This window comes from Streptomyces sp. CB01635 (assembly GCF_002803065.1).
GTDB lineage: Bacteria > Actinomycetota > Actinomycetes > Streptomycetales > Streptomycetaceae > Streptomyces.
Window position 1 is genome coordinate 170,603 of sequence record NZ_NNBL01000003.1, and the last position, 22,424, is coordinate 193,026.

The 22,424-nt window shown below is 68.6% G+C and carries 19 protein-coding genes and 4 pseudogenes; 17 read left to right on the forward strand and 6 right to left on the reverse strand.

Features of this window, described 5'->3' with window-relative positions:
• Nucleotides 1-11 precede the first annotated feature (11 nt).
• A complete protein-coding gene (locus CG723_RS08980; protein WP_100592755.1) occupies nt 12-911 on the reverse strand; it encodes an SDR family NAD(P)-dependent oxidoreductase in 900 nt (299 codons plus the stop codon).
• A gap of 68 nt (nt 912-979) precedes the next feature.
• On the opposite strand from CG723_RS08980, the gene CG723_RS08985 reads away from it, so the two are divergent.
• Nucleotides 980-1,639, forward strand: a complete 660-nt coding sequence (locus CG723_RS08985) for a TetR/AcrR family transcriptional regulator (protein ID WP_100592756.1) — start codon at nt 980-982, stop codon at nt 1,637-1,639.
• A gap of 394 nt (nt 1,640-2,033) precedes the next feature.
• Here CG723_RS08985 and CG723_RS08990 read toward each other — a convergent pair whose 3' ends face one another.
• A complete protein-coding gene (locus CG723_RS08990; protein ID WP_234374216.1) occupies nt 2,034-5,252 on the reverse strand; it encodes an AfsR/SARP family transcriptional regulator in 3,219 nt (1,072 codons plus the stop codon).
• 818 nt (nt 5,253-6,070) lie between these two features.
• Here CG723_RS08990 and CG723_RS08995 point away from each other — a divergent pair.
• The 3 genes from CG723_RS08995 to CG723_RS09010 all read left to right on the forward strand — a co-directional run bounded on the left by CG723_RS08995 (nt 6,071) and on the right by CG723_RS09010 (nt 9,050).
• A complete protein-coding gene (locus tag CG723_RS08995; protein WP_100592757.1) occupies nt 6,071-6,346 on the forward strand; it encodes a hypothetical protein in 276 nt (91 codons plus the stop codon).
• Between the two features lie 99 nt (nt 6,347-6,445).
• Nucleotides 6,446-6,712 (forward strand): hypothetical protein, encoded by a 267-nt coding sequence (locus CG723_RS09000; protein WP_100592758.1) that lies wholly within the window; start codon nt 6,446-6,448, stop codon nt 6,710-6,712.
• Between the two features lie 865 nt (nt 6,713-7,577).
• Entirely contained in the window at nt 7,578-9,050 is a 1,473-nt protein-coding gene (locus tag CG723_RS09010) for a sialidase family protein (protein WP_100592759.1), read from the forward strand.
• A 556-nt stretch (nt 9,051-9,606) separates the two neighbouring features.
• On the opposite strand, the gene CG723_RS09020 is transcribed toward CG723_RS09010, so the two are convergent.
• Nucleotides 9,607-11,091 carry a UDP-N-acetylmuramoyl-L-alanyl-D-glutamate--2,6-diaminopimelate ligase gene (locus tag CG723_RS09020; protein WP_100592760.1) on the reverse strand — a complete coding sequence of 495 codons (1,485 nt, stop codon included), beginning with the start codon at nt 11,089-11,091 and terminating at the stop codon, nt 9,607-9,609.
• Nucleotides 11,092-11,806: 715 nt separating this feature from the next.
• Here CG723_RS09020 and CG723_RS49155 point away from each other — a divergent pair.
• A pseudogene (locus CG723_RS49155) lies at nt 11,807-11,950 on the forward strand (SDR family oxidoreductase); the annotation flags it as partial.
• A 74-nt stretch (nt 11,951-12,024) separates the two neighbouring features.
• Here CG723_RS49155 and CG723_RS49160 read toward each other — a convergent pair.
• Nucleotides 12,025-12,096, reverse strand: a pseudogene (locus CG723_RS49160) (DUF5994 family protein); the annotation flags it as partial.
• A gap of 339 nt (nt 12,097-12,435) precedes the next feature.
• On the opposite strand from CG723_RS49160, the gene CG723_RS09030 reads away from it, so the two are divergent.
• The 6 genes and pseudogenes from CG723_RS09030 to CG723_RS09050 all read left to right on the forward strand — a co-directional run bounded on the left by CG723_RS09030 (nt 12,436) and on the right by CG723_RS09050 (nt 15,370).
• Nucleotides 12,436-13,014, forward strand: coding sequence for a DUF5994 family protein (locus CG723_RS09030; RefSeq protein WP_100592761.1), 579 nt, complete (start codon nt 12,436-12,438; stop codon nt 13,012-13,014).
• A 4-nt stretch (nt 13,015-13,018) separates the two neighbouring features.
• The gene (locus tag CG723_RS09035) at nt 13,019-13,228 is read left to right on the forward strand and encodes a hypothetical protein (RefSeq protein WP_100592762.1); all 210 of its coding nucleotides are present in this window, start codon (nt 13,019-13,021) and stop codon (nt 13,226-13,228) included.
• Between the two features lie 101 nt (nt 13,229-13,329).
• The gene (locus CG723_RS09040) at nt 13,330-13,596 is read left to right on the forward strand and encodes a hypothetical protein (RefSeq protein WP_100592763.1); all 267 of its coding nucleotides are present in this window, start codon (nt 13,330-13,332) and stop codon (nt 13,594-13,596) included.
• Nucleotides 13,597-13,634: 38 nt separating this feature from the next.
• Nucleotides 13,635-13,906: pseudogene (locus CG723_RS47450) on the forward strand (hypothetical protein).
• A 686-nt stretch (nt 13,907-14,592) separates the two neighbouring features.
• Nucleotides 14,593-14,808: pseudogene (locus CG723_RS47455) on the forward strand (IS701 family transposase); the annotation flags it as partial.
• Between the two features lie 100 nt (nt 14,809-14,908).
• A complete protein-coding gene (locus tag CG723_RS09050) occupies nt 14,909-15,370 on the forward strand; it encodes a pyridoxamine 5'-phosphate oxidase family protein (protein ID WP_100592764.1) in 462 nt (153 codons plus the stop codon).
• Between the two features lie 153 nt (nt 15,371-15,523).
• Here CG723_RS09050 and CG723_RS46870 read toward each other — a convergent pair whose 3' ends face one another.
• Nucleotides 15,524-15,706, reverse strand: a complete 183-nt coding sequence (locus CG723_RS46870; RefSeq protein WP_100592765.1) for a Tn3 family transposase — start codon at nt 15,704-15,706, stop codon at nt 15,524-15,526.
• A 150-nt stretch (nt 15,707-15,856) separates the two neighbouring features.
• On the opposite strand from CG723_RS46870, the gene CG723_RS09060 reads away from it, so the two are divergent.
• The 5 genes from CG723_RS09060 to CG723_RS09080 all read left to right on the forward strand — a co-directional run bounded on the left by CG723_RS09060 (nt 15,857) and on the right by CG723_RS09080 (nt 20,157).
• Entirely contained in the window at nt 15,857-16,312 is a 456-nt protein-coding gene (locus CG723_RS09060; RefSeq protein WP_234374217.1) for a nitroreductase family deazaflavin-dependent oxidoreductase, read from the forward strand.
• Nucleotides 16,313-16,745: 433 nt separating this feature from the next.
• Nucleotides 16,746-17,111 carry an SbtR family transcriptional regulator gene (locus CG723_RS09065; protein WP_234374218.1) on the forward strand — a complete coding sequence of 122 codons (366 nt, stop codon included), beginning with the start codon at nt 16,746-16,748 and terminating at the stop codon, nt 17,109-17,111.
• A 425-nt stretch (nt 17,112-17,536) separates the two neighbouring features.
• The gene (locus CG723_RS09070) at nt 17,537-18,034 is read left to right on the forward strand and encodes an ester cyclase (protein ID WP_234374219.1); all 498 of its coding nucleotides are present in this window, start codon (nt 17,537-17,539) and stop codon (nt 18,032-18,034) included.
• A 6-nt stretch (nt 18,035-18,040) separates the two neighbouring features.
• On the forward strand, nt 18,041-18,535 hold the full coding sequence (locus CG723_RS09075; RefSeq protein ID WP_100592768.1) for a DUF3237 domain-containing protein: 495 nt from the start codon (nt 18,041-18,043) through the stop codon (nt 18,533-18,535).
• 257 nt (nt 18,536-18,792) lie between these two features.
• Nucleotides 18,793-20,157, forward strand: a complete 1,365-nt coding sequence (locus tag CG723_RS09080; protein ID WP_100592769.1) for a glutamate decarboxylase — start codon at nt 18,793-18,795, stop codon at nt 20,155-20,157.
• Nucleotides 20,158-20,357: 200 nt separating this feature from the next.
• Here the strand turns inward: CG723_RS09080 and CG723_RS09085 are convergent, their stop codons facing one another.
• Nucleotides 20,358-21,035 carry a GAP family protein gene (locus CG723_RS09085; protein WP_100592770.1) on the reverse strand — a complete coding sequence of 226 codons (678 nt, stop codon included), beginning with the start codon at nt 21,033-21,035 and terminating at the stop codon, nt 20,358-20,360.
• Between the two features lie 720 nt (nt 21,036-21,755).
• Between CG723_RS09085 and CG723_RS09090 the strand changes: the two genes are divergently transcribed.
• Entirely contained in the window at nt 21,756-22,409 is a 654-nt protein-coding gene (locus tag CG723_RS09090; protein WP_234374302.1) for a hypothetical protein, read from the forward strand.
• Nucleotides 22,410-22,424: the final 15 nt, after the last annotated feature.

The following is a 22,424-nucleotide window of genomic DNA, read 5'->3' on the forward strand; positions in this document are numbered from 1 at the left end:
GCGGTCCCAGCTCATGGGATGGCACGCTCGGCCTGCGGCGGCAGGTCTACGGGGTACGGCTCGACGAAGTCGGCCGAGCGGCTCACCTGTTCCCAGGCGCCCGCCTCGGCCAGTTGGCGGCGGGAGTAGTCGAGTGCCATGGTCACCGCGTTCACCCCGAGCAGCAGATGGCCCGGGACCCGACCGTGCCGCACCGTACGCACGATGATCGCGGCGGCCCGCTCCGGGTCGCCGGCGCCGCCGGCCGTGCCCTGGCGCACCCGCCGGTTCATCGCGCCCACGGTCTCGTCGTAGGCGTCGGGAACAGGGTGGACGGTCATGGACGAGCCGGCCCAGTCGGTGGCGAAGCCGCTCGGCTCGACGACCATGACCTGCACCCCGAACGGCGCGGCCTCCGCGGCCAGCACCCGGCTGAAGCCGTCGACCGCGAACTTGGCCGCCTGATACGAGGCGATGCCCGGGGACCCGCCGACGCGCCCGCCGACCGAGGAGAACTGCACCACGGTGCCGGCCCCCTGCCGACGCAGGGTGGGCAGTGCCGCCTTGGTCACGTTGTAGACACCCCAGAAGTTGGTCTCGAACTGGGCGCGGAAGTCGTCGTCGTCCGACGTCTCGACCGGAGACACGTTCGCGTACCCCGCGTTGTTCACCAGTACGTCGATGCGGCCGAAGCGGGCGAGCGCGGCCTCGACCGCCGCGCGTGCCGCGTCGGGGCTGGTGACGTCCAGCGGCAGGGCGAGGACGCGGTCGCCGTACTCCGCCAGGTCCTTCGCGAGGGCCTCGGGGCGACGGGCGGTGGCCACGACGAGATCACCCGCGTCGAGGACGGCAGTGACCAGAGCGCGGCCGAATCCGCGGGACGAACCGGTGATGAACCAGACCCGCTGCGTAGTGCGTACGTCTTCACTCATGCATGTAGTGCAACACTGTTCTCTAAATAACGCAACGTCGTTCCGTTAAGTGTTCCTATGATGGCCCCATGAGTCAGCCAGCCTTCCAGCGGGCGCGCAGCGCCGAGGCCAAGCAAGCGCGTGAAGGGGCGATCCTGGACGCGGCCCGGACGCTCGGCCGGGGACGCGGCATCCGCGACGTCACCCTCACCGACATCGCCACCGAAGTGGGCATGCACAAGTCGGCCCTGCTGCGCTACTTCGAGACGAGGGAGCAGATCTTTCTCGAGCTCACCGCGGAGGGCTGGCGGGAATGGTCAGCCTCGCTCCGCGCCGACTTGGCGGCGCGGAGCGAGGCGACCCCCACGGACGTCGCCGAGGTCTTCGCCGCAACGCTGGCGGCGCGCCCCATGTTCTGCGATCTGCTCGCGCAGGCGCCGCTCAACCTGGAGCGCAACGTGTCGCTGGAGGCAGTACGCACGTTCAAGCTCGTCACGCTGCACGAAGTCGACCTGATCGGCAGCGAGTTGAGCCGCCTGCTGGGTCTCACCGAAGAGCAGGTCCTCGACATGATCTCCACCGCCACGGGCATGGCCGGTGCGTTGTGGCAGATGGCCAGCCCGGGCCCGCGCCTGCGGGAACTCTACGGCGACGACCCCCGGCTCGGGCACGCGATCGTCGAGGTGGAGCCCCGACTGCGCCGTATCCTCGCCGCGTTCCTGACGGGAGTCCGGGTTCCGGCCTGTTGAGGCTCTTGAGACCCCTGGGAGTGAACGACGGTTCGGCTAAAGGTTGTTGAAGAAGGCTGTGGACCGGTCCTTGGATGCGTGGGGCGCGGGACGAGGCGGCTGCGAGTCAGACCTCTTCTGTGAAGGTGAAGAACAGCGGGCGTGATGGGTAGATCACGCCGTATCGGCGGGCGGACTGGTTGGAGGCGCCGCTGTGTTCTCGTACCGCTGGACCAGCACTTCGGCCTCCATCGACGTCTCACTGCCGGAGCAGCAGCTGTGGCAGTGATGGCAGTCCCTGAACCGCGCGGTACACCAGCGAACCGATCGCTGCCACAGCGTCGCAGACTACTGATCCGCACTTACCTCAGGTGCAGCGATGACTTCTTGGCCCCCCAGGGTCGGCTGTGGGAAGTCACTGATCGAGATCCTCGTCCTCCTTCGTGGGCACGCCGATGTCCGAGAAAATGTCCCATGCCTGTTGTCTCATCAACTCAGCGGCAGGGCCGTCGGTCTTCCGGTGGGCGCGGGCGAGCGCCAAGAGGGTGCGGGCCTCGCCGGGGCGGTGGCCGGTCTCTCGATGGATGGTCAGGGCCTCCCGGCCCAACTCGACTGCTGTGGCGTGTGCTTCTTCGGACGCTGCAATGTCGCACAGGGCGGTCAGTGCCTGGCCCTCGACGACGCGGAAGGAGCGGGCGCGTGCCAGGGCCAGGGCCTGCTCGGCGTGGGCGCGGGCCTCGTCAATACGGCCCAACTTCTTGAGGGTGAGGGAGAGGTCCAGGAGACCGTCCGCCTCGAGGCGGACGTATCTCGACTCGCGGGCCAGGGCGAGTGCCTGCGAGCCGACCTGCATTGCTCGGTTGAAATGCGTCATTTCTCGGTGGGCAGCGGCCACGGTGTTGAGAATGCTGGCCTGAATCCAGCGCCGTCCTGTGTCCTGGGCCTTGGCAAGGGCGCGCATGGCCTGTTCCAGTGCCTCGTCGTGCCGGCCGAGCGTGATGTTGATCTTGGCGACGGCGTTGAGCACCGTGGCGCGGGCGTTGCGGCTCCCGTCCGTCTCGCCGGCGGCCCCCTTGGGGGCAAGGGCGTCGAGGCCGTCGGCCAGGCGGCCGAGCTCCCAGTACACCCAGCCCAGATTTTCCAGGGCCAGGCTGTCGTCCCACCAGCTGATCCATTTGCTTCGGCTGATGGCCAGCTCGAACTGCTCGGCCGCCTCGTGCAATCGGCCCAGATCCCGACAGGCCAGACCGGTGACCATCAACCCCAAGGTTTCAAGGTAGAGATTTCCGGCTTCCCGGGCGATCCGCATGCCGGTGGTGACATGTTCGTGCGCACTGTGCAGACGCGCCATGTACCACTCCGCCTGACCTTGGCCGCCGATGGCCACTGCCTCGCCCGTCGCCCAGCCGAGTTCCCGGCTGATGTCCCGTGCGCGGGTGTGATGCTCCAGCGCTTGGTCGGGATCCCCCTGGTCCGCCTGGACCAGTCCGAGGCTGACGTGCATGGCTGCCTGGCCGAACAGGTTGTCTTCGGCCGTGGCCGCGTCGAGTGCCGCCTGCGTGGTGGCCTGCCACGCTGCGCGCGGTAGCCGAAGCAAGAAGTATCCGAACAGTGCGTTGACCATGTGCCACGCGACCGGGCGGGGACCATGGTGGGCGGCATGGCGGATGACGGCGAGCAGATTGGCCTGTTCCGCCTCCAGCCATGGGGAGGATCCGGTGGCGGTTGGCAGGCCCGGTTGACCGCCGTGGCCGAGGCCGGGGGGCAGTTCCGGGAAGAGCCAGGTTCCCCCGACAGCGCGCGCCGCGTGCAGGTACCAGAGCAGGAGCCGTTCCAGCGCGGCGTCGCGATCCGCCGCAGTCTCCTCCGCCTGCGCGCACTCGTGCGCGTAAGCGCGAAGGAGATCGTGGAACCGGTACCGGCCCACCGTTGTGGGCTCGATCAAGTGGGCGGCGGCCAACGTGCTGAGCAGGCGTCGGGCCTGCTGTGGTGGCGCGTCAGCGAGCGCCCCCGTGGCCTCGGCGGTGAACTCTGCCCCGGGGAACAGGCCAAGCAGGCGGAAGAGCCGGCGCGCGGGCGGTGCCAGGACCCGGTATGACACGGAAAAGGCGGTGCGCAAAGGAGAGCCGGCGTCGTCGTCCGGCTCCAGGGCCGCCAGCCGATTGCCCGCGGTCATCTCGGCGACCAGGTCGGCCAGGCGCAGGCCCGGATCCCCCGCCAGCCGGGCGGCGGCCACCCGCAAGGCCAGGGGCAGGCTGCCGCACAGCCGGATCAGCTCGCCCACCGCGTGCTCGTCGGCGGCCACCCGGTCCGCGCCGAGAGTCCGGCCCAACAGCGCGCGGGCCTCGTCCGGCTGGAGGAGATCCAGTGGCAGGGCGTGGGCCCCGTCGTGGGCGACGAGGCCGCCGAGGCGGTTGCGGCTGGTGACGATGACGCAGCAGGTCGGGCTGCCTGGGAGCAGCGGGCGCACCTGCTCGGCCGAGGCCGCGTTGTCGAGCAGGACGAGCAGGCGCCGGTCGGCAAGCAGGGTCCGGAACACACGGCCCTGGGCCTCGGCGCGCGCTGGGATCTCCGACGCCGCGAGGCCGAGGCTGCGCAGCAGCAGTTCGAGGGCCTCGCGGGGTTCGAGGGGCTGCCGGTCGTGGTCGAAGCCGTGCAGGTTGACGTAGAGCTGACCGTCCGGGAAGCGGTCGCGCGCCTGGTGCGCCCAGTGCACGGCCAACGCGGTCTTGCCGATGCCGGCAGCGCCGCCGATGGCGGAGATGACGACAGTGTTTGCCGGTCCTTGCTCCTGCGCGGGCGGGAACAGCGCGTGGAGCCGGATGAGTTCGCCGGTGCGGCCGACGAATCCGGCGGCATTGTGGGGGAGCTCGGCGGGCACGGCGCTCTCGCGCGGTGGGGAGGTCGTCGGCGGGCGCTGGAGGAAGGTGCTGTCCTGGTGCAGCACCGCTTCGTGGACCCGGCGCAGTTCCTCACCGGGATCGGCGCCGAGCTCGTCCCGCAGCCGTACGCGCAAGTCCTCGAAGGCGTTCAGCGCCTCCGCTTGCCGGCCGCAGCCGTACAGGGCCCGCATGCGCAGGGCCGTCAGTGACTCGTCGTAGCGGTCAGAGGCGGACGCCACCCCGCTGAGGCCGTCCAGGGCCTCCCCGTAACGGCCCAGCAGAACCAGGCACTTGAGCCACTCCAGCCGGAGCGTCCGCCGCCGCTCCTCCCATCGCCGCCGTTCCTCCTGCGCGAACGGTCCCGGTAAGCCGGCCAGTGGCTCGCCCCGGAACAGCCCGATGACAGCGGACAGTTGATCTGCGGCGGTGGCCAAGTCTCCGGCCGCTACGGACCGCATCGCCTCGCCGCCCCGATCCTCCAGATCCGTCGTGTCGAGCCGGACCCCCTCGACGGCGAAGCGGTACCAGCCCCTGCCGCTGCGGATCACCGACTCCGCGGGCGGGGTGCCGTCCGGATCAAGCGTCCTGCGCAGCGAGTTGACGTGCGTGGGCAGCACCTTGCGACCGCCGGCGGGTAACCCCAGCCCCCACACCGCGTCGAGCAGCCGCTCATGACTCACCATGGCGCCCTGGCTCAGCAGAAGCGCGGACAGCACGGCCTGCCCCTTGACCGGCCCCAGATCCAGTGGCATCCCGCCCCGCCATGCTCGCAACGGCCCGAGCACCTCGAACCGAAGCACTTGAGGAGATCCACCGTCCACCGCGAGGCCTCCACTTCCTACGCCGCCCACGTCATCGAAAAATCATTGGCATTGCAGCACGCCGGGCCACGGTGGTGGTCACGACATTACGCAACCCGCACAACCGAAGGGAATGCCGAGTGCCCGAAGTGGAGTTGGCAGCCACCGCTGGTCGCAGGGGCGGCGGCCGCACTCGGAGATGCCCCCGCAACTATGGTCGACGCCATGCTTCGCAGGCGCCGCTGGATCGTCTACGTGGCGGTGGGGTGCCCAGTCCTTGTCCTCGACGTCGGCCGGTTTGCCTGACGGCCGCCCACAGTTCCTCAGGGCTGGCGTGCCGCGGTCGCGGCAAATCACACACTGACCTACACCTTCGTGTGCAGGGGACCGGCCCGGCGGGACGCTGGGCCGTCCGATCCGAGCACCTGGTCGGCCGGACGGGCCGGCTACCGCGCTTCGCACAGTCGTAGTTACTCAGTGCGACCGCTCCCTGTGGTGCCCAGGACGAGCGGGGGAGAGGATGCGACGCTGGAGTGAGGGGCCCGCGAGTGGAGGTCCGAGTGCGTCTCATTCGGTCCGGGGCCATCTCCTTCGGCCTGGTGACCATGTCCCGGTGCGGCTCAATGGCTGCAACGCAGAACCGTGCGGTCAGTCTGTGAGCCCGCCGGCCAGGCGCACCACTCACCGAGCGTCGCCAGGCGGCGTTACCGCGCGGATCCGGCCCGCCGGGACCAGGACCGCGCGACCGACCCGGAAGGCAGGTGCGTCCCATGCACACGTCGACCCGTATCGCCGGTGTCCTCACCGGCCTGACCCTCACCCTCGGCGGTGCGGTCCTCGCCGCCCCCGCAGTCCAGGCGGACATCCCTGCCTGCACACAGATGGCCGGACAGGCCGGTGGCACCGCCTCCGACTCCGTCACAGCGGCCTGCAGCCGTGGCGTGGTCGGAGACATGCAGAGTTGTGTGACCGGGCTGACCGAGGCCGGAGTGGCGGGCGGCGCCGCGAACGGTGCCTGCCGGGCGGCGGCCCACGAACCGCGTTAGAGGACCGCGCGCGGCAGCCGGCCGCTGGTACCGATCGGAGGCAGGGCACGGCCCGTCTCCTCCCCAACCCCCGGCCTGCCTGGACACAACGCGGCCTCGGTGGGCAACCTCGACGCCAAGGACATCGACGTCGCCCAGCTCCTTACCGACGTGCGCGGCGTACCGATGCGGCCGGTCGAGGGCGGTGACGCCATGCCTCTCCGGGGCCGGGCCGCCACCGCCCAGCCTCGCCTCGCGGGCCTCAGGATTCCTCGGATGCGCATGACTTCCTCCTCCTCTCAGGCGCCTTCGTTCGGTTTCGGCAAGGACAAGTCTCAGGACGACGGCGCCCTCCTACTCAGCACGGGCGCCCCGCACGAGGCCTAGCCCTGGCTGCGGCAACCCTTGCCGGCATGAGCGCCGTCGGCGCTGTCAGCGCCGAGGCCGCCTCGTTTCCGAGCATCACCAGAGACGAGTGCACGGCCGTCTGCGGACAGAACACATCACGCCCCTACGCCGACTACGCCTGCACGCTGCCTGACGGGACCACGCAGCCGATCACTTGATCAATCGGCGCACGGCTGGGCAACCAGTCCGGCCGGTGCACCCGGCGCGGTGCCTACGGGGTGACGGCAGCACCGGTCCACCGGTGGGTGGCTCGCCCGCGCCCGTCTCGACACCGCGGCACTCGCGATGGTGGAGCCGACCGACTCGAAGCCAGGGGCGTCACCGCTTCGAGGTCCGCGACGTCATGAACACCGAGCTCGCCGCCGTCCTGAACGGCCGCGAGCCTGGATGTGCCGGCGGTGATGGAGTCTTCCTTCTGGGCGGGCGATGATCGTGCCGCTGTCCGCGTCGAGGTTGTCCGTGCCGATGCCCTGACTCATCCCCACCGTGGAAGAGGTCCAGCAGGTCATCCCGCTCTACCATCCCGTCTGAGCCATGGCCGACCCCGCCGACATCGTCAACTGCCACACGGCCCACGGCCCTTCCGGCGCTCTGCGAGACGGCGCCGTAACAGCACGGCCAAGGAGCCGACCGGCACGGTACACCGCCGGTCGGCTCCTTGGCCGTGCTCCTCTACGACCCCGGGGAACTCCGCCGTTCGGCCCATCAAGGGCACCGGCAACAACGCCGAAAAGGATCAAGCGGAGTCGCCTCCACCCTCGCGTTCCGGTACGCCTCCGCGCTCCAGGCCGCCGCGATGACGGCGGTCCCGTACCCCGGCCGACAGGCCCGGAGGAGATCCCTCATGCGCGTCTTCCTGCCCCTGACCGCCGTCACCACCGCCGCGCTCCTGCTCGTCACGGTCACCGGCGCGACTCCCGCCGCAGCAGACCGGAACCCCGACGGCACACCACTGGTCAAGGTGTCCCACGGCGACCCGTACGCAGACTGCACCATCGGCGCGAGGTCCCCCGACAGCATCGTCTACCCGGCCACCGAGGTGGAGCCGTACCTGTCCGTCGATCCGCGTGACCCCAAGCGCGTGGTCACCGTGTTCCAGCAGGACCGTTGGAACGACGGCGGCGCCCGTGGCCTGGCGGCCGGCTGGACCAAGGACGGCCACACCTTCCACCGGAGCACGCTGCCGTTCAGCCTGTGCGCCCCCGGCGGCGCGGACTTCGAACGGGCCTCCGACCCCTGGGTGAGCACCGGACCGGACGGCACCGTCTACGCCAGCGGCGAGGGTGTCGACTTCACGAAGAGCACGCGCAGCGCCCTCCTGGCCGCCACGTCTCGCGACGGCGGCCGCACCTGGCGGAACCTCACCACCACGCACGTCGACAAGCAGCCGTTCTTCAACGACAAGCCCTCACTCACCGCCGACCCGATCCGCAAGGGCACCGCCTACCAGGTCTGGAACCGCCTCGACAACAACCCACCCGGCTCCAGCTCCCTCGACGGTCCCGGCTACATCTCCCTCACCCGCGACGGCGGCCGCACCTGGAGCAAGGCCCGGCCGTTCGTCGACACCAGCACCGTGCCCAACACCCAGACCATCGGCCATGTGATCGTCGCCGACCGGCGCACCGGCACCCTGTACGACTTCTTCGACCGGATCACGTACTCCGACGACCTGAGCACCGTCATCGAAGCCCACTACGAGATGGTCACCTCGACCGACGCCGGAGAGACCTGGAGCGCCCCGGCCACCGTGGCCCGGGACACCTCCGTACCGGAGGTCGACCCGAACGACCCCACCAAACTGCTGCGCGCCGCCGCCACCCTGCCCAGCCCGGCCGTCGACCCCAAGACAGGCAGGCTGTACATGGCCTACGAGGGCTCGGACTTCTCCGGCGGCAGGTTCGACTCCGTCCAGCTCGTGCGCTCCACCGACGGTGGACGCACCTGGGGGACCCCCGAGCTGATCAGCCCGGAAGGCGTGCCCGCCTTCTCACCGTCGATCGCGGTCGCCGAGCGGGGCACGGTCGCGCTCACCTACTACGACCTGCGCTTCCTCAAGCCGGGCGACACCACCACCCTGCCTACCGCCTACCAGCTGGCCACACTGCCGCACGGAGACCCGAAGCTCCAGACCGAACGACGGATCTCGCGGGTCTTCGACTGGCTCCAGGCGCCGTTCGCCGGGGGCTACTTCCTCGGCGACTACCAAGGCCTGGTGGCAGCCGGCAAGGGAGTACGGGCGGTGCTCACCGAGACCCACTCCGGCGCACCACGGAACCGTACGGACGTGTACACCAGCAGTCTCCGCACCCGCTGAGCGACGCGGACGCCGCCGGCCCGACCGCCGACGGCTGCATGCAGGCCTCGGACCCTGCGCCTGCCGAAAACCTCATCCGTGCATCTCAGGCGGTATGTCGGTACTCGTGGATCACTCCGCCGAGGCGGTGTGCCGAGGTTTGTCGAGGCGGGCGATCCGGCCTGGATCGGCAATCGCTTCGGGGAGGGTGCGTAGCGGTGCTGCCTGTTTCATGGCCTGGTGAGCGTGGTGCGAGTTGTAGTTCGGCTCGTATTCATGCAGGACGTGGCGCAGGCGGGTTTCGATGTCGGCACCCCGCCGTTCTCCGGGGCGTCGCTGGACTACGACCCGGACAATGCGCCCCGAGCCTGTGGAGCAGCGAACGGCGTGGGGGCCCGCACACCAGCCGCGTGCGGGCCTCTCGTCGCGGCTGGCAGTGTGTCTACAGGACACCGAGCCCCACGCCGACGGCCGCTGCAACGGGCGGGGGCTTTCTTTGCTTGCGCGGAAGTTGGCCCCTCGCCGACGCCGATTACAGCGTGCTGCAGCCTGCCGGGCGTCGAGCCGGCCCGTGCCTCTACCGAGTGGCGAGTTCGCGCACCGTCGCCATGTCGCTGAACGGGAGCAGTTCTTCGTTGACGATCTGGTAGGGCTCGCTGCCCTTGCCCGCGATCAGGACGATGTCGCCGTGCCCGGCGGCAGACAGGGCGAAGGAGATCGCGCGGCGGCGGTCGGCGAACCGCTCGAAGGTGACGCCGCTTGCCATCAGACCCGGGACGATCTGGTCCATGATCTCCCGGGGGTCTTCGTTCCTGGGGTTGTCCGAGGTCAGGACGCACAGATCGGAGTAGGTGCCGGCGATCTCCCCCATCGGGGCGCGCTTGGTGACGTCCCGGTCCCCGCCACAGCCGAAGACGGTGACGACCCGGCCCGAGGCGAAGCCGCGGATGGTGGTCAGCACCTTCTCCAGCGAGTCCGGGGAGTGTGCGTAGTCCACGATGACGGACGTGCCGTCCGGGGTCTCGTAGCGTTCGAACCTTCCCGGGATCGGGGGCATCTGCTCGAGTGCGTCGACCAGTCCGCCCAGGTTGTGTCCGACGAGGTGGCAGGCGGCGACAGCGGCCAGTGCGTTGGAGACGGAGAACCGTCCGGGAAGGGGGATCGCGGCCGGATACTTGTGGCCGGCGTGGTGCAGGGTGAAGCGGGTGCCGACGGCGTCCATGGTGAGGTCGGTCGCCCGGTAGTCCGCCTCCGCGTCGATGCCGTACGTGGCGACCGCGCCGGGCATCATCGCCCCGATGCCCGCTCCGAGCGGATCGTCGGCGTTGACCACCGCACGCCGGCACAGCCCCTGGAACAGGCGCAGTTTGGCGTCCCGGTAGTTCTCCATGGTGCCGTGGTCGTCCAGGTGATCCTGCGTCAGGTTGGTGAACACCCCTACGTCGATGAATGAGTGGTCCAGGCGGTGCGTCAGCAGACCCATCGACGTGGCTTCCAGCACGACGGTGGCGACACCGCGGTCGCGCATGCACCCGAGCAGGTACTGGAAGTCCGGCGACTCCGGGGTGGTCAGTACCGACCTCGGCATCGGAATCAGCTCGTCGCCGATCCGGCTGCCCGCCGTCCCGATGACCCCCACCTTGGCGCGCTCGGCGATCCTCAGCACCGACTCGACCATGTACGAAACCGACGTCTTCCCGTTGGTGCCGGTGACGGCCACCATGTCCATCTGCCGTCCGGGCTCGCCGTGGTACCGGGAGGCGACGACCGCAGCGGTTTTGCGCGTATCCGCCACCGCCACGACGCACACGCCCGCGTCCGACGCCCAGGTCGCGGCAGGAAGCTTCGGTGCCGCGGAGTCGACGAGGATCGCCACCGCGCCGCGTGCGATAGCCGGTCCGACGGACTCGAGGCCACCCTCGCGGTGACCGGGCACCGCGATGAAGAGGGATCCCGGAGCGGCGCGGTGAGCGTCGAAGCACGCGCCCGCGGTGATCCTCGTCTCCGGATCGCCCGCAAGGACTTCATGGTTGTGCCCGGCGAGCAGCTCGCTCAACTTCACAGGGGTCCTCTCGGAGATGCACCGGCTGCCGGTCGTCCGGCGGTCGGCGCGCAGGTGGCGCCCAGGGCGCCAAGGAGTGACAGAGCAGGAGAGTTTGTGGCGAGGACAGCCACAGTGCGGTTGCAGAGGAGAAGAAGACGGCGGCGCGGAAAGGGTTCCGCCGACAGAGAGACGGAATGATCAGGGTCGAGAACTGCCCGGAATCGCTAACCGTGGCCGTGCAGCGCGCGGCAGCAGGCCGCCGGCATGTTCACCAGATTGACGCGGGCACGTGCGGCGGACGGACACAGGGCATGAGTGGCCTGGAACAGGCACTCCCTCATTGCACATGTGCGACCCATGTGTGGAGTGTACGTCCGGCCACGGGAGCGATCTCCCGGAGTTCCTGCCTGATCTTGGACGGCGGGTGTGCCGTCTCGGCGGAACTGGCGTCGTGATCGGTGGTCGGTCGCGCGTGTGACCTGCAAGCCTTCCAAGGGTGAGGGGGGCTTGATCCGCTTTGACGGACGTCTGAGATCAGGGGTTCTGCCCCTGAAGGATGTCCGTGATGGAGAGCACGGGGAAGCAGAGGCCACGCCGTCGCCGTTCGTTCACGACCCGAGTTCAAGGCCGAGATCGTTGAGTTGTGCCGGCGCGGTGACCGCTCGGTCGGTCAGATCGCGAACGACTTCGACCTGACCGAGACCGCGGTGCGGTTGCACCTCGGGCGCGGGACCTGAAGCGCGGACAGGATGTAGCCCAGGAGATCGGCGCCCGCGCGGTTCAGCTCGACGTCGCCGAGGAGGACTCGGTACAGGCGGCCGCACGCCTGATCCAGGAGGAAGTCGGATCACTCGACGTACTCATCAACAACGCGGCAGTTTCCGGTACTTGGAACCCGCCCGGTGACGTCACCGCGGGCAGCTCTGCCGTGACATCACGGGAACGTGGCCACCAGGCGTCGTCGAGGACGCCTTCGCGGGAGTGCGTCGTCTGCAGCCGGAGCGGTGTCCTGCCGGGTTTCACCGCCCGATGGATCTCGTCCGGAAGGAGCTGCCGGGGGTGGGGGTGTCAGATTCAGCCATGGTGGTCCGCGTGCCTGCGCGGGGCCGCCGAATCCTCATGTCCGACGAGATACCGCCGTGGTCTCCCGCTACTCCGCGTGCCTGCGATCGTGCCCGCGAGCATCAGCCGGGCGGTGTCCCCGGTGGGAAATCACCTGGTCAGAACGGCTCGTCGGACCGCGGCGCGGAGTACCCTGAAGGTACCGGGAGTAACCCGAACACCCGCTCCCACGCGGACGTCGTTTCCGGCGATCAAGACACTGGGCCGCCCTGCAGGGCGGCCCGGAGACGAGTCCGCATCATGACGACGACCGTCGAACGCGGAGTGGCACGGGCGCTTCTGCCCCCGCACCCGACACGCTTTTCCCTGACGCCGAAGACCACCCTCGCCGGCCAGTTGGACGGTGCCTGGTGGCCCTACTCGCGCGACCTGTCCACCGAGCTGCCACCCCTGGTCGAAGCACTGGAAGGGCGTTTGGGGCGCATTACGCGCGCCATGGTGAATCCCACCCGCTGGCCCGTCGTCCCGCACAAGGTTCCCGTCACCGGGCACACGCTGCACGTGGGCTGGTTCACCGAACTGGATCCCGACAAGATGATCCTTCTCTCCTACACCGTCGGCCGCTTCGACCTGCTGGTGATCCCGCCCGGGACCGAACCGGCAGCAGCCGCCCGGCTCCTGACCGCCGCCGCAATCCCCGGCGGTGTCCTCACTGCCGGTGTGCTGATGTCCGACGAAGCCGCGACCGGCCGCCGTATGAGGGACGCCCGAAGCAGCGAGGACACCTGGGAGAATGACGGCGGGTCCGCCCTGCCGCCCCTCCGGCACCCGGTCGTGGGCGCGCGGATGATCCCCCTGCCGGGGAACATGCGGAGATGACGACATGGAGACCCCGATCGCGCTCGCGGCAGGCGCCTTCCTGGTCGCGCTCGGCCTGAGCCTGATCCACCGACTCAACGCCCAGCACGACGCACGCATCGCGGCCTACGACTTCAGCGACCCCTTCCCGGCCATCAGCCGGGCACCCGGCCGCAGCCACCACAGGTCGACAGGGCAAGCCCTCAGCCAGGGGCTCACGGGCGCTTGGCCCTGACTTCAGACCACTCCTCCGACCGAAGGCCGTGGGTGGGACGCCCGGCACCCGGGACAACCCACACACCGGCCCCCCGCTCGCCCCTGAAGGGAGCAGGCACCGTGTATCCCACCGACACCGCGGCTCTGCCCTCGGCCGGACACGCCGAGATCCGCATCGTTGCCGCCACCCCCGAAGCCGCCCGTACGGTCGCCGAATTGCTCCGCCATGCCTTCGCCGGTACGGAACAGCGCAGCTACCCCGTTCCCGACGGCGGTACCCGGCTCCACCTCACCGTTGACACCGAAGCCGCCGCAGCACCGGCCCTCGGCTGGCTCACCACCAGCAGACCGTCCACGTGCACCGGCGCCTACGGCGACGAAGTCTGAGAAGCATCGGACCTTCACATGAACGAAAGGACTCGGTCATGGCGACCCTCCGCGAGCGGCAGGTCTACCGCGGTCGGGTCCTGACCGCCCTCTACGAAGCCACCGAAGGCAACCGTCTCCTCGGAGCCCCGGGGCGGCGCTGCGGGACGACCTGCGCATCCCGGAGGAGGACCTGGCCGCCGCCTGCACCTACCTGGCCGGCGAGGGCCTGATCACAGTCGACTGGGAATCGGGCAACACACCCGCGATGGTCTCCCTCACCCACCAGGGAATCCGACGCATGGAGGCCGAAGAAGAAGAGCGCGGCTGAGCCGGAGTGCCTGAGGGCCGCCCCGTCCACCGCTCAGCCCGGCACTTACGGCCTGCACGGCCCCGCTTGCACACAAGAACGAGAGGGGACGGGGCCGGCCCGCTCGCGGGCCCCGGCCCATGCGGCCCGCAGCCGTACAATTGAAACTGGATCGAGCACTCTCACGTGCGACGATCCGGAAGGGCGGCCCTGGCGGAGCGAATGCGCCGGGGCCGTTGCGACGAATCGCCACCATAGGGACCACGACCACGTGACCGACGACCATGCGGAACCGTCCTATTCGTGGCGGTCATCCTTCTCGCTGAGGGCTGGTTCGTCACGCGTGCGGTAGGCGCGTGGCTAGAGATCTTGACCGGTCCGGCGCTCTCCCAGCACGGGTGAGCGGTCGAGACTCGCTTCGGGAGTTCGATCGACGTACGCCCCGGCCGTAGCTGTCGGCGGCGGCTCGGTCCCCACAGCGACCTACAAGTGTGCTGCCGTCCGGCGCCGTTGATGTCCCTCGTGGATGTCAGACCGGCCTGCGCCTGACGCCGGTCATGCCGAGCGAGAGGCGCGTCCGGAAAGCGTTCGGTACCGATCGCCGAATGGCGGCCCGGGAGGCCCGACTCAGTTCTCCCGTAGGCCGAATGGGACCATGGATGCTGGACTCACCGCATTGCTCGGTGCCGCCGTAGACTCACTCGCCGGCCTGGCAGAAGCTTTCGGCCGGACGCGGCGCGCAGGGACAGCGGTTCTGCGACTGGGCCGTCATCGACCTCGTCGAGGTGACACTGGGTCACCACCAGCTCCTGGTCAGTCGCAACCACACCACCGATGAACTCGCCTATTATCGCCGTCACTCCACCACGTCGGCATCCCTGGCCACCCTGATCAAGGTCGCAGGTTCCAGATGGCGAGTGGAGTTGGTCACCCCGAGCCAAAGGCTGAGGGGTTCATCGGTCGCTGGGAGTAGGTCCTGCGCCTCAGGCGCGCTTCGCGCCTGCTTGGCTAGGGTCGGTCCTCATGGAGACCACAGGAATCGTTCGCCGGCAGACGGCGGAGCGTATGCGCGACGCTCTGGAGCGGCTCGTTACCGAGCGGGACGTATGGGTGTCGACGGCTCACCCTGATCACGGGCCGCACCAGGTGCCGCTGTGGTTCTTGTGGGATGGGGGAGCAGTGTGGATGTGCACCAGCGCCACTTCCGTGACTGCGCGGAACGTCCGCAAGGAACCGCGCGTGCGCCTGTCACTACCGGACACCTTCGATGTGGTGCTCCTCCAAGGTGAGGCGGAGTGCTTCCCGGACCAAGACGTGCCCGTAGGCGCAGCGGAGTCATTCGCCGACAAGTTCGGGTGGGATCCACGCGGGGAAGAGGGTTCCTTTCTGTATGTACGAGTGGTCCCGAGGACGGTGCGCGCTTGGCGCGGCGAGCCGGAACTACGCGGGAGAGTCATCATGCGCGACGGGATGTGGCTGGAATAACGGCCGTCCCTCGCCGACGCGCATCCACGCTGGATTCGCGCTGCCAACGAGCCTCGGAAAGTCCGGGTTCATGGGCGTCCCCGGCGCCAACCCGGCGTCATGCGAGACTCGTCTCGCCGGCACGATTCCCCGGGGCCCGCACACCAGCCGCATCTACCTGCAGTGCTCGTCCTCGTCCAGGACGTCGTGCTCGTGCTCCTCGGCCGGCAGCGCCCGCAACTCCTCGACGGCGGCGTCCAGGTAAGGGGTCGTCCACAGCACGGCGGTATTCAGCACGAGCCCGAGCGCGCCGAGCTGGTCCTCCTGCCCCGTCCGGCCGGCCAAGGTGCGCCCCAAAGCCGCCCATCCCCTGCTCCCGGCGCCCCGGGCCGAGGTAACAGGCCCCCTGCGCGCCCACCGTTCGGACATATGAACCGTGCCCCGGGGTGTTGCTGCTCGTTGTCGATGTTCGATGACCGTTCACCATTGAAGGCAGGGAGTTTCCCCGTGACCACTATCGACTGGGACCACCCGACCGACCCCAAGCCGGGCACCTGGCAGCTGGACCACGTCAAGCAGTACGTGGCCAACGGGGCCGAGGGCCAGTACTGGAACGGCACTCAAACCTTGCTGCTGACCACCATCGGTCGCAAGTCGGGTGATCCCGTGCGTACGCCGCTCATCTACGGTGAGGCGGACGGCGCTTACCTGATCGTTGCGTCCAAGGGCGGTGACCCCGCGCACCCGCTCTGGTACCGCAACCTGCAGGAGCACCCCGAGGTGCGGATCCAGGTCGGGCCCATCATCCTGCAGGGCACGGCCCGTACCGCGACCGCCGAGGAGCGGGCCGCTTACTGGCCGCTGATGGTCAAGCACTGGCCCGCGTACGACGAGTACCAGGCGAAGACGGACCGCGAGATCCCGATCGTCGTCATCGAACCGACCACCGCCCCCGGGGACTGAGCCCGGACGCCCGCTTTGGGCCCGCTGTTCGTCTTGCAGCCGCGACGACTGTTCTGGCGATTCGGCGGTCGCACGCACCGTGATCACGGATTGCCGCCGAACCCATGTCGGGTCCAGCCAAAGTGAGTCTAGGGTCGGCGCGTCAGCGGCCCCGTGGGTATCGCCATGGGGCCGCTCGGGGTGGGGCGTTCAGGATGCCCGGGGCCGCTTCTGGGGGGATTCCGCGGATGCCTTTGGCGACTTGTGCCGGTGCGCCGTAGACGGGCCGAGTAGTGGGCGGTCGCCGCGTCGTCGACGTGCTGCGGTTCCAGACCGGTGGCCTCGCCGATCTCCGTCACGAGTGCGACGGTCTCCAGCAGGACGCCCACGTTCGTCATGAGGCGGGTCGGCCCGGCGGGGCGGCCGCGTTTGCGGGGCGGGAGGCCCCGGCTGTTTGCGCCTCGCCCACACCCTCGCGGCCGATCTGCCCCCTCTCGATGCCCTGCGGCGCTGGTTCGAGGAAGTCGCCCGATACGGGAGACTCAAGTACGGCGTCTCCGAGGTCATCCACGCGGCGACCAACGGGGGCCTCGACGACAAGAACTATGAACCCTTCCTCGGAGCCATCGCCGTCCTCCTCGACGCCGGCAGCGCCTCCGGCGACCTCAAACCGGGCACCGACCCGCAGGACGTACTCCTTCAGCTCCGCGTCCTGCGGCGTATCCCGCCCGGCGAGGACTGCGAGGACTGCGAGGCCGGCGCCGCCCGCATCCTGGACCTCATCCTCGACGGACTGAGAACCCGGCCCGCCGACTCCTGACCCCGCCGGTCGCAAGGGCCGCACGTGCAAGGGGCCGTGATCAGCTGCACCACGGGCGCCCTGCCGGCACGGCCTGTGGACCTGAACTCCGCGAGTGCGTCCAGGTGTTGGGGCGAGAGGGCCACGTCATGGGTGGGTTGTGCCGCTTGGGCGCGGACCGCTGCCGTCCGGCTGTCCACGGTGAGTGCTCACCTGGGCCTTACGAGGCTACGGGCCGCTCCGGAAGGCTGGTGCTGCCGCAGGCCGTCCCGGCCCTGGGTGCGGAACTGGCATGTGCGGATCCGGCGTCACCACGTCACCACCGTCGGCGGAACGGACAACGTCCCGCTGCTCCACCTCGCTCATCGCCCATCCTGCCGGATTCCTCTTGCCAATAACGTACGACCGATCGTACGTTTACTTTCTGAGACGGACAATCAGGAGGTGTGTGCGACTTGGACAGCCGTCGAATGTCTGAGCTGGCGCAGGCGTTGGCCACCGCAAAGAGCCGGCAGGACGTGCCCGCAGCTATGGAGCTCTTCCACCGGGACATGGTCCTGGACGCTCCGGCTTTCGGGACGAGGGCTCAAGGCCGGGCCGCGAACGAAAGGGCGCTGACCGGGTTCTTCGCGTCCTTCCCTGACTACCAGGTCGCTCTCGAAGGCCACGCTGCCGACGGCGACGCACTGGTCTGCTGGGGGACGGTGAAGATGACGATGACGGGTGACCGGTTCGGCGTGCACCCCAACGGCAGACGAGCCGAGTTGCCGGTGTTCATTCAGTTCGCCTTCAAGGACGGCCTGATCGCAGGCGAGCGATTCTTCTTCGATCTGTCGGAGCTCTGTGCACAGTCAGGCGTCTCGACGGACGCGGTCAGGCGAAAGCTGTTCGGAGCAGCCGCGTTCGCGCCCTCCACTCCTGGGATCGAACCAATTCAAAGGTGAAGGGACATGGCAGCAGACGCTCGGCTGAAAGACATCGACGAGATCAAGACGACGCATCTCTTCGACATGGCCGTGGACTTGGACCCGCGGCTGGACATCGGCCCCGGCCCGTTGGGCCGACGGGTCCTCTTCGGCTCCGCCGGAGGGACGTTCGAGGGGCCGAGGCTACGCGGAGAGGTGCTCCCCGGGGGTGGGGACTGGACGTTGTTCCGCCCCGACGGTGTGATGACGCTTGACGTCCGGCTGACATTGCGGACGTACGACGGCGACCTGCTGCACATGGCCTACGGCGGCCGCTGGGTCACCCCACCCGAACTGCGGGCCGACATGGCCGATCCCGCCACGAGGCACCGAGTCGACCCCGCCCGCTATTACTTCCGGACAAACCCCCTCTTCGAAACGGGGGCGAAGCGATACGCATGGCTGAACGACGTCGTCTGCGTGGGCTCGGGGTATCTGATCGAAGGCGGAATCGCGTACAAGATCTCACAAGTTGTGTGAACGACCTCTGTGGCAGCAGGAGAAGCGACGATTGAATCACCGACCCACGCCAGGACGTGCTCTTCCGGCAGACGGGAGGGGAGTTGGGTGGGTCGGTGTGGGGTCAGACGAGCCCACGACCTTTGGGAGGCTGGTCGGCGCTTTTCCCCGAAGAAAGGGCTGTTCCATGCGCGCAGGGCCGCAGCCAGTTCGGGGCCTCGCTCTTTGTCTCGGCGTGTCCCCCGCCGGGGCTGCACCGGCGCTGTTTGAATCGTCATATGACTAAGGGTGACAATGCGACCCTGTTCGGCAACCGATTCCTGACCGTGCCCGCTCCCTCGGAGACCTTCCCCGAGGAGGGGATGGCTGCGACGGACGCGATGAGACTGCTGGATGTGGACCTCGCCATGGAGGGTGACCCGCAGCGTAATCTCGCCACGTTTGTCACCACGTGGATGGAGCCGGAGGCGCAGCGGATCATCGCCGAGAATCTCCACCGCAATTTCATCGACCATGCGGAGTACCCGATTTCCGCCGAGATCGAGCAGCGTTGCGTGCGCATGCTCGCCGACCTCTTCAACGCGCCGGGCAGGACCACCGGTTGTCGGACGCAGGGCTCGTCCGAGGCGATCATGCTCGGGGCGCTGTCGCTGAAGTGGAAGTGGCGGAAGCGCCGCCAGGCGGCCAATCTGTCGGTCGACCGACCCAACTTGATCTTCGGCGGGGACGTCCACGTCGTGTGGGAGAAGTTCTGCCGCTACTTCGACGTCGAGCCGCGGATCGTGCCGCTCGCCGAGGGCAAGTACACGATCGGCCCGGAAGACGTGGAGCCTCTCCTCGACGAGAACACGATCGGCGTCGTGGCCGTCCTCGGCACCACGTTCACCGGCCACAAGGACGACGTCGTCGGGATCGACAAGCTCCTGCGGGACGTCCGCAAGGAGCGGGACCTCGACATCCCGATCCACGTCGACGGAGCCAGTGGCGCATTCGTGTGGCCCTTCCTCTACCCGGACTCGAAGTGGGACTTCCGGCTCGAGCAGGTCCGTTCGATCAACGTCTCGGGACACAAGTACGGCCTGGTCTACCCCGGCATCGGCTGGCTGGTCTTCCGGGAGGAGTCCGACCTGCCCATGGATCTCGTGTTCCACGAGAACTACTTGGGCAAGACCGACGCTACGTTCACCCTGAACTTCTCCACCGGCGCGTCGATGATGCTCGCGCAGTACTACAACTTCGTCCGGCTCGGTCGCCAGGGCTACACCTACGTCATGAAGATGTTGCAGGAGAACGCCCACGCGCTGGCGGACAACCTGCGCAGCAGCGGCCGATTCGAAGTGATCGGGAGCGACCTCGAGCAGCTGCCGCTGGTGGCCTTCCGTCTCGCCGGCAAGCACGCCTACGACGAGTCCGACGTCGCCTGGCAACTCGCGGCCGAGCGCGGCTGGATGGTGCCGGCGTACACGCTCCCGCCCAACGCGGAGGGGGTGAAGATCATGCGTGCCCTGGTCAAGGAGACCCTGAGCCGCGAGCAGATCGATCGCCTGAGCCAGGACATTGACGACGCGTGTCGCACGTTGGACGACAAGGGTGCGACCCATGAGATCGAGCGGGCCCAGGTCAAGCGCGGCACCGGCTACTGACGCACCTCTGCTCCCTGGTTGCGCACACCTGCTGGCTCTGAGGGCGTCTCCACCGCGAACTCCGCCTGGGGTAGATCTGCTGCGCGTGCCGGATACGTGCCAGATCGAACGGTCAGCGTCAGCCACATTCAGTTGAGGGGCACAGCGGCGTCCACGCGTTCGTCACCACCGTCGCGGCGCACAACGCGTGGGCAAACCCGTCAGTGGGTGAGGATGCCGATGCCGTCACCGAGCAGTTTCAGCCCGAGGACGAGGAACAGGACCGCCATCACGGCGACGTTGTGCTGAGCTGCCCAGTCTTTCCAGTTGCCGAGTGTGGTCTTCGCTCGCTCTCCCCCGAGCAGGAAGACTCCCAGTGGGGCCAGCAGGCCGAGGGTGGCGATCAGGACGAAGACGGCCAGCGATGCGATCTGCTGCCCGACCGGCAGCCCGGCTGAGCCGATGGAGGCGGCCGCGGCGATGGTCAGCGGGGCGTTCTTGGCGTTGAGCGCGGCCAGGCCCAGTCCGAGTCCGAAGACCTTGACCGGCGTGAGGCGGTCGATCGCCCCCATCCACTTCGGCAGCTGGGCCTGTGAGGGATCCTTCGGGCGCCGGTGCCATTGCCGGGCGCCGAAGAGGACGAGGAGTACGCCCAGAGCGAGCTTGAGCGCTCCCACCCAGGTGGCCGGGTGATTGTGGGCGGAGGCCCCTGCGGGGGAAGCGATTGCCAGCATTACCGCGCCCAGTGCCGAGAGTCCCAGGATCCAGCCGACGGTGAAGAGGGGGCCGTTGAGACGTCCCCGAGGTGTGGCGAGTATGAGGATGATGGCGATGATCGGGAGCGGGCTGATCGCGACGGCGGCCGCAAAACCCAGCACGTCACCGAGAACTGCGCCCATGGTTGCCTCCAGAAGGGGATCAGAACGGCGATCCGGTTGAGCAACGCTTGGTGGGTGCCCCGATGGCCTGCGCGGGCAGCCTTCGGACTGTCGTGGACGTGCCCAGGATTTACGGACGGGCCCTGGGCCGTGGGGCGCTGTCTCTCCGGAAGCTGCCGTTCTGAACGGCGAACTCCATGGCGGTCAGCACCTGTCCGGTACCTTTCCCAGACGTTTCAGATGCTGAGCGCCTCGTCGCTCAGACCCGCTCATGGTGCAGCGGGGGCGGCGCCCGGGCGGAGCGGCGGGTTGTTGCGCGGTCGGCCGCGCCGCTGTCTTTCACGGCCACGCGGAAGCGCTGCCCGAGAACGTGACGACGACGTACTCGGCACGCCCCAGTTCCATTTTCCTGCGCCTTTCCGGATCTGTCCTCGGGAGATCCGCAGGACCCGGGGACCCTGTCCTTGGCTGCCGGCCACCCGCATCGCGGCCTTCTCGGAACTGGACGGCAAGTCGTCACCCGGGGCGGCCTTCTTTCTCGGCACCCTGACGGACGAGGCACGTCCCTACGGTCCATCGGGCACGGACCGTAGCCGGCCATTGCGGGGAGGAATCGTGAAGTGATCAGGCTGGGCCTCGTAGCGCCGGGGCCTCCCAAGAATCTGCCCACAGGTGACCACATCACCCTGGGCCGGAGATGCACGGCGGCGCAGGTTCAGTCACGCTTAAGGAGTGGGGGCGATGGCGCCTCATGTCCGGACGCTTGGCGACCCTCGGACCGATCCGTGGCAGGAGAATCTCACGATGACTGCGACGACAGGTGCAACCCAATCGGCTCACCCCGAGCGCCCGGGCAGGTCGGACGGGGTCTGCAGCGAGTTCACCGTCTTCACCAAGATCAAGCCGGGCCATGCCGATGCGTTGCGTGAGGATCTCGCCGCGATGGCCGACGCGGCGGCTGACGAGAACGTCCATGCGGCGGTACGCCAGATCGGCACCTTGCATGACGCACGGCACGTGATCTTCGACAACGACAGCCGGTTCATGTTCGCGAGTGTCTTCGACGGCTCCTGGGACACGTACATCGACGACTTCGCCCAGACGGTGGTCGGGGCCCGCTTCGACAAGGTCTTCTCGCACTGCGAAGGATTCCCCGGCGTCACTGACCCAGGGGCGAAGGACTGGTTCGTCGCACAGCAGGAGCCCGCGGGTGTCTTCGTCAGCGCCTATCCCGATCTGACCGTTCAGCAGATCTACAAGGACCAGCGCGTGGACGACGCGTTCCAGGCGGTGCTGGACACCGCCGAATTCCGGGCGATGCTGGACAACCCGGCCAACGCGGCGCTGGTGGGCACGCCGGCCTTCCAGAAGCTGCTGGAGGAAGCCTCGGCCTAGAACCCGAACACAACC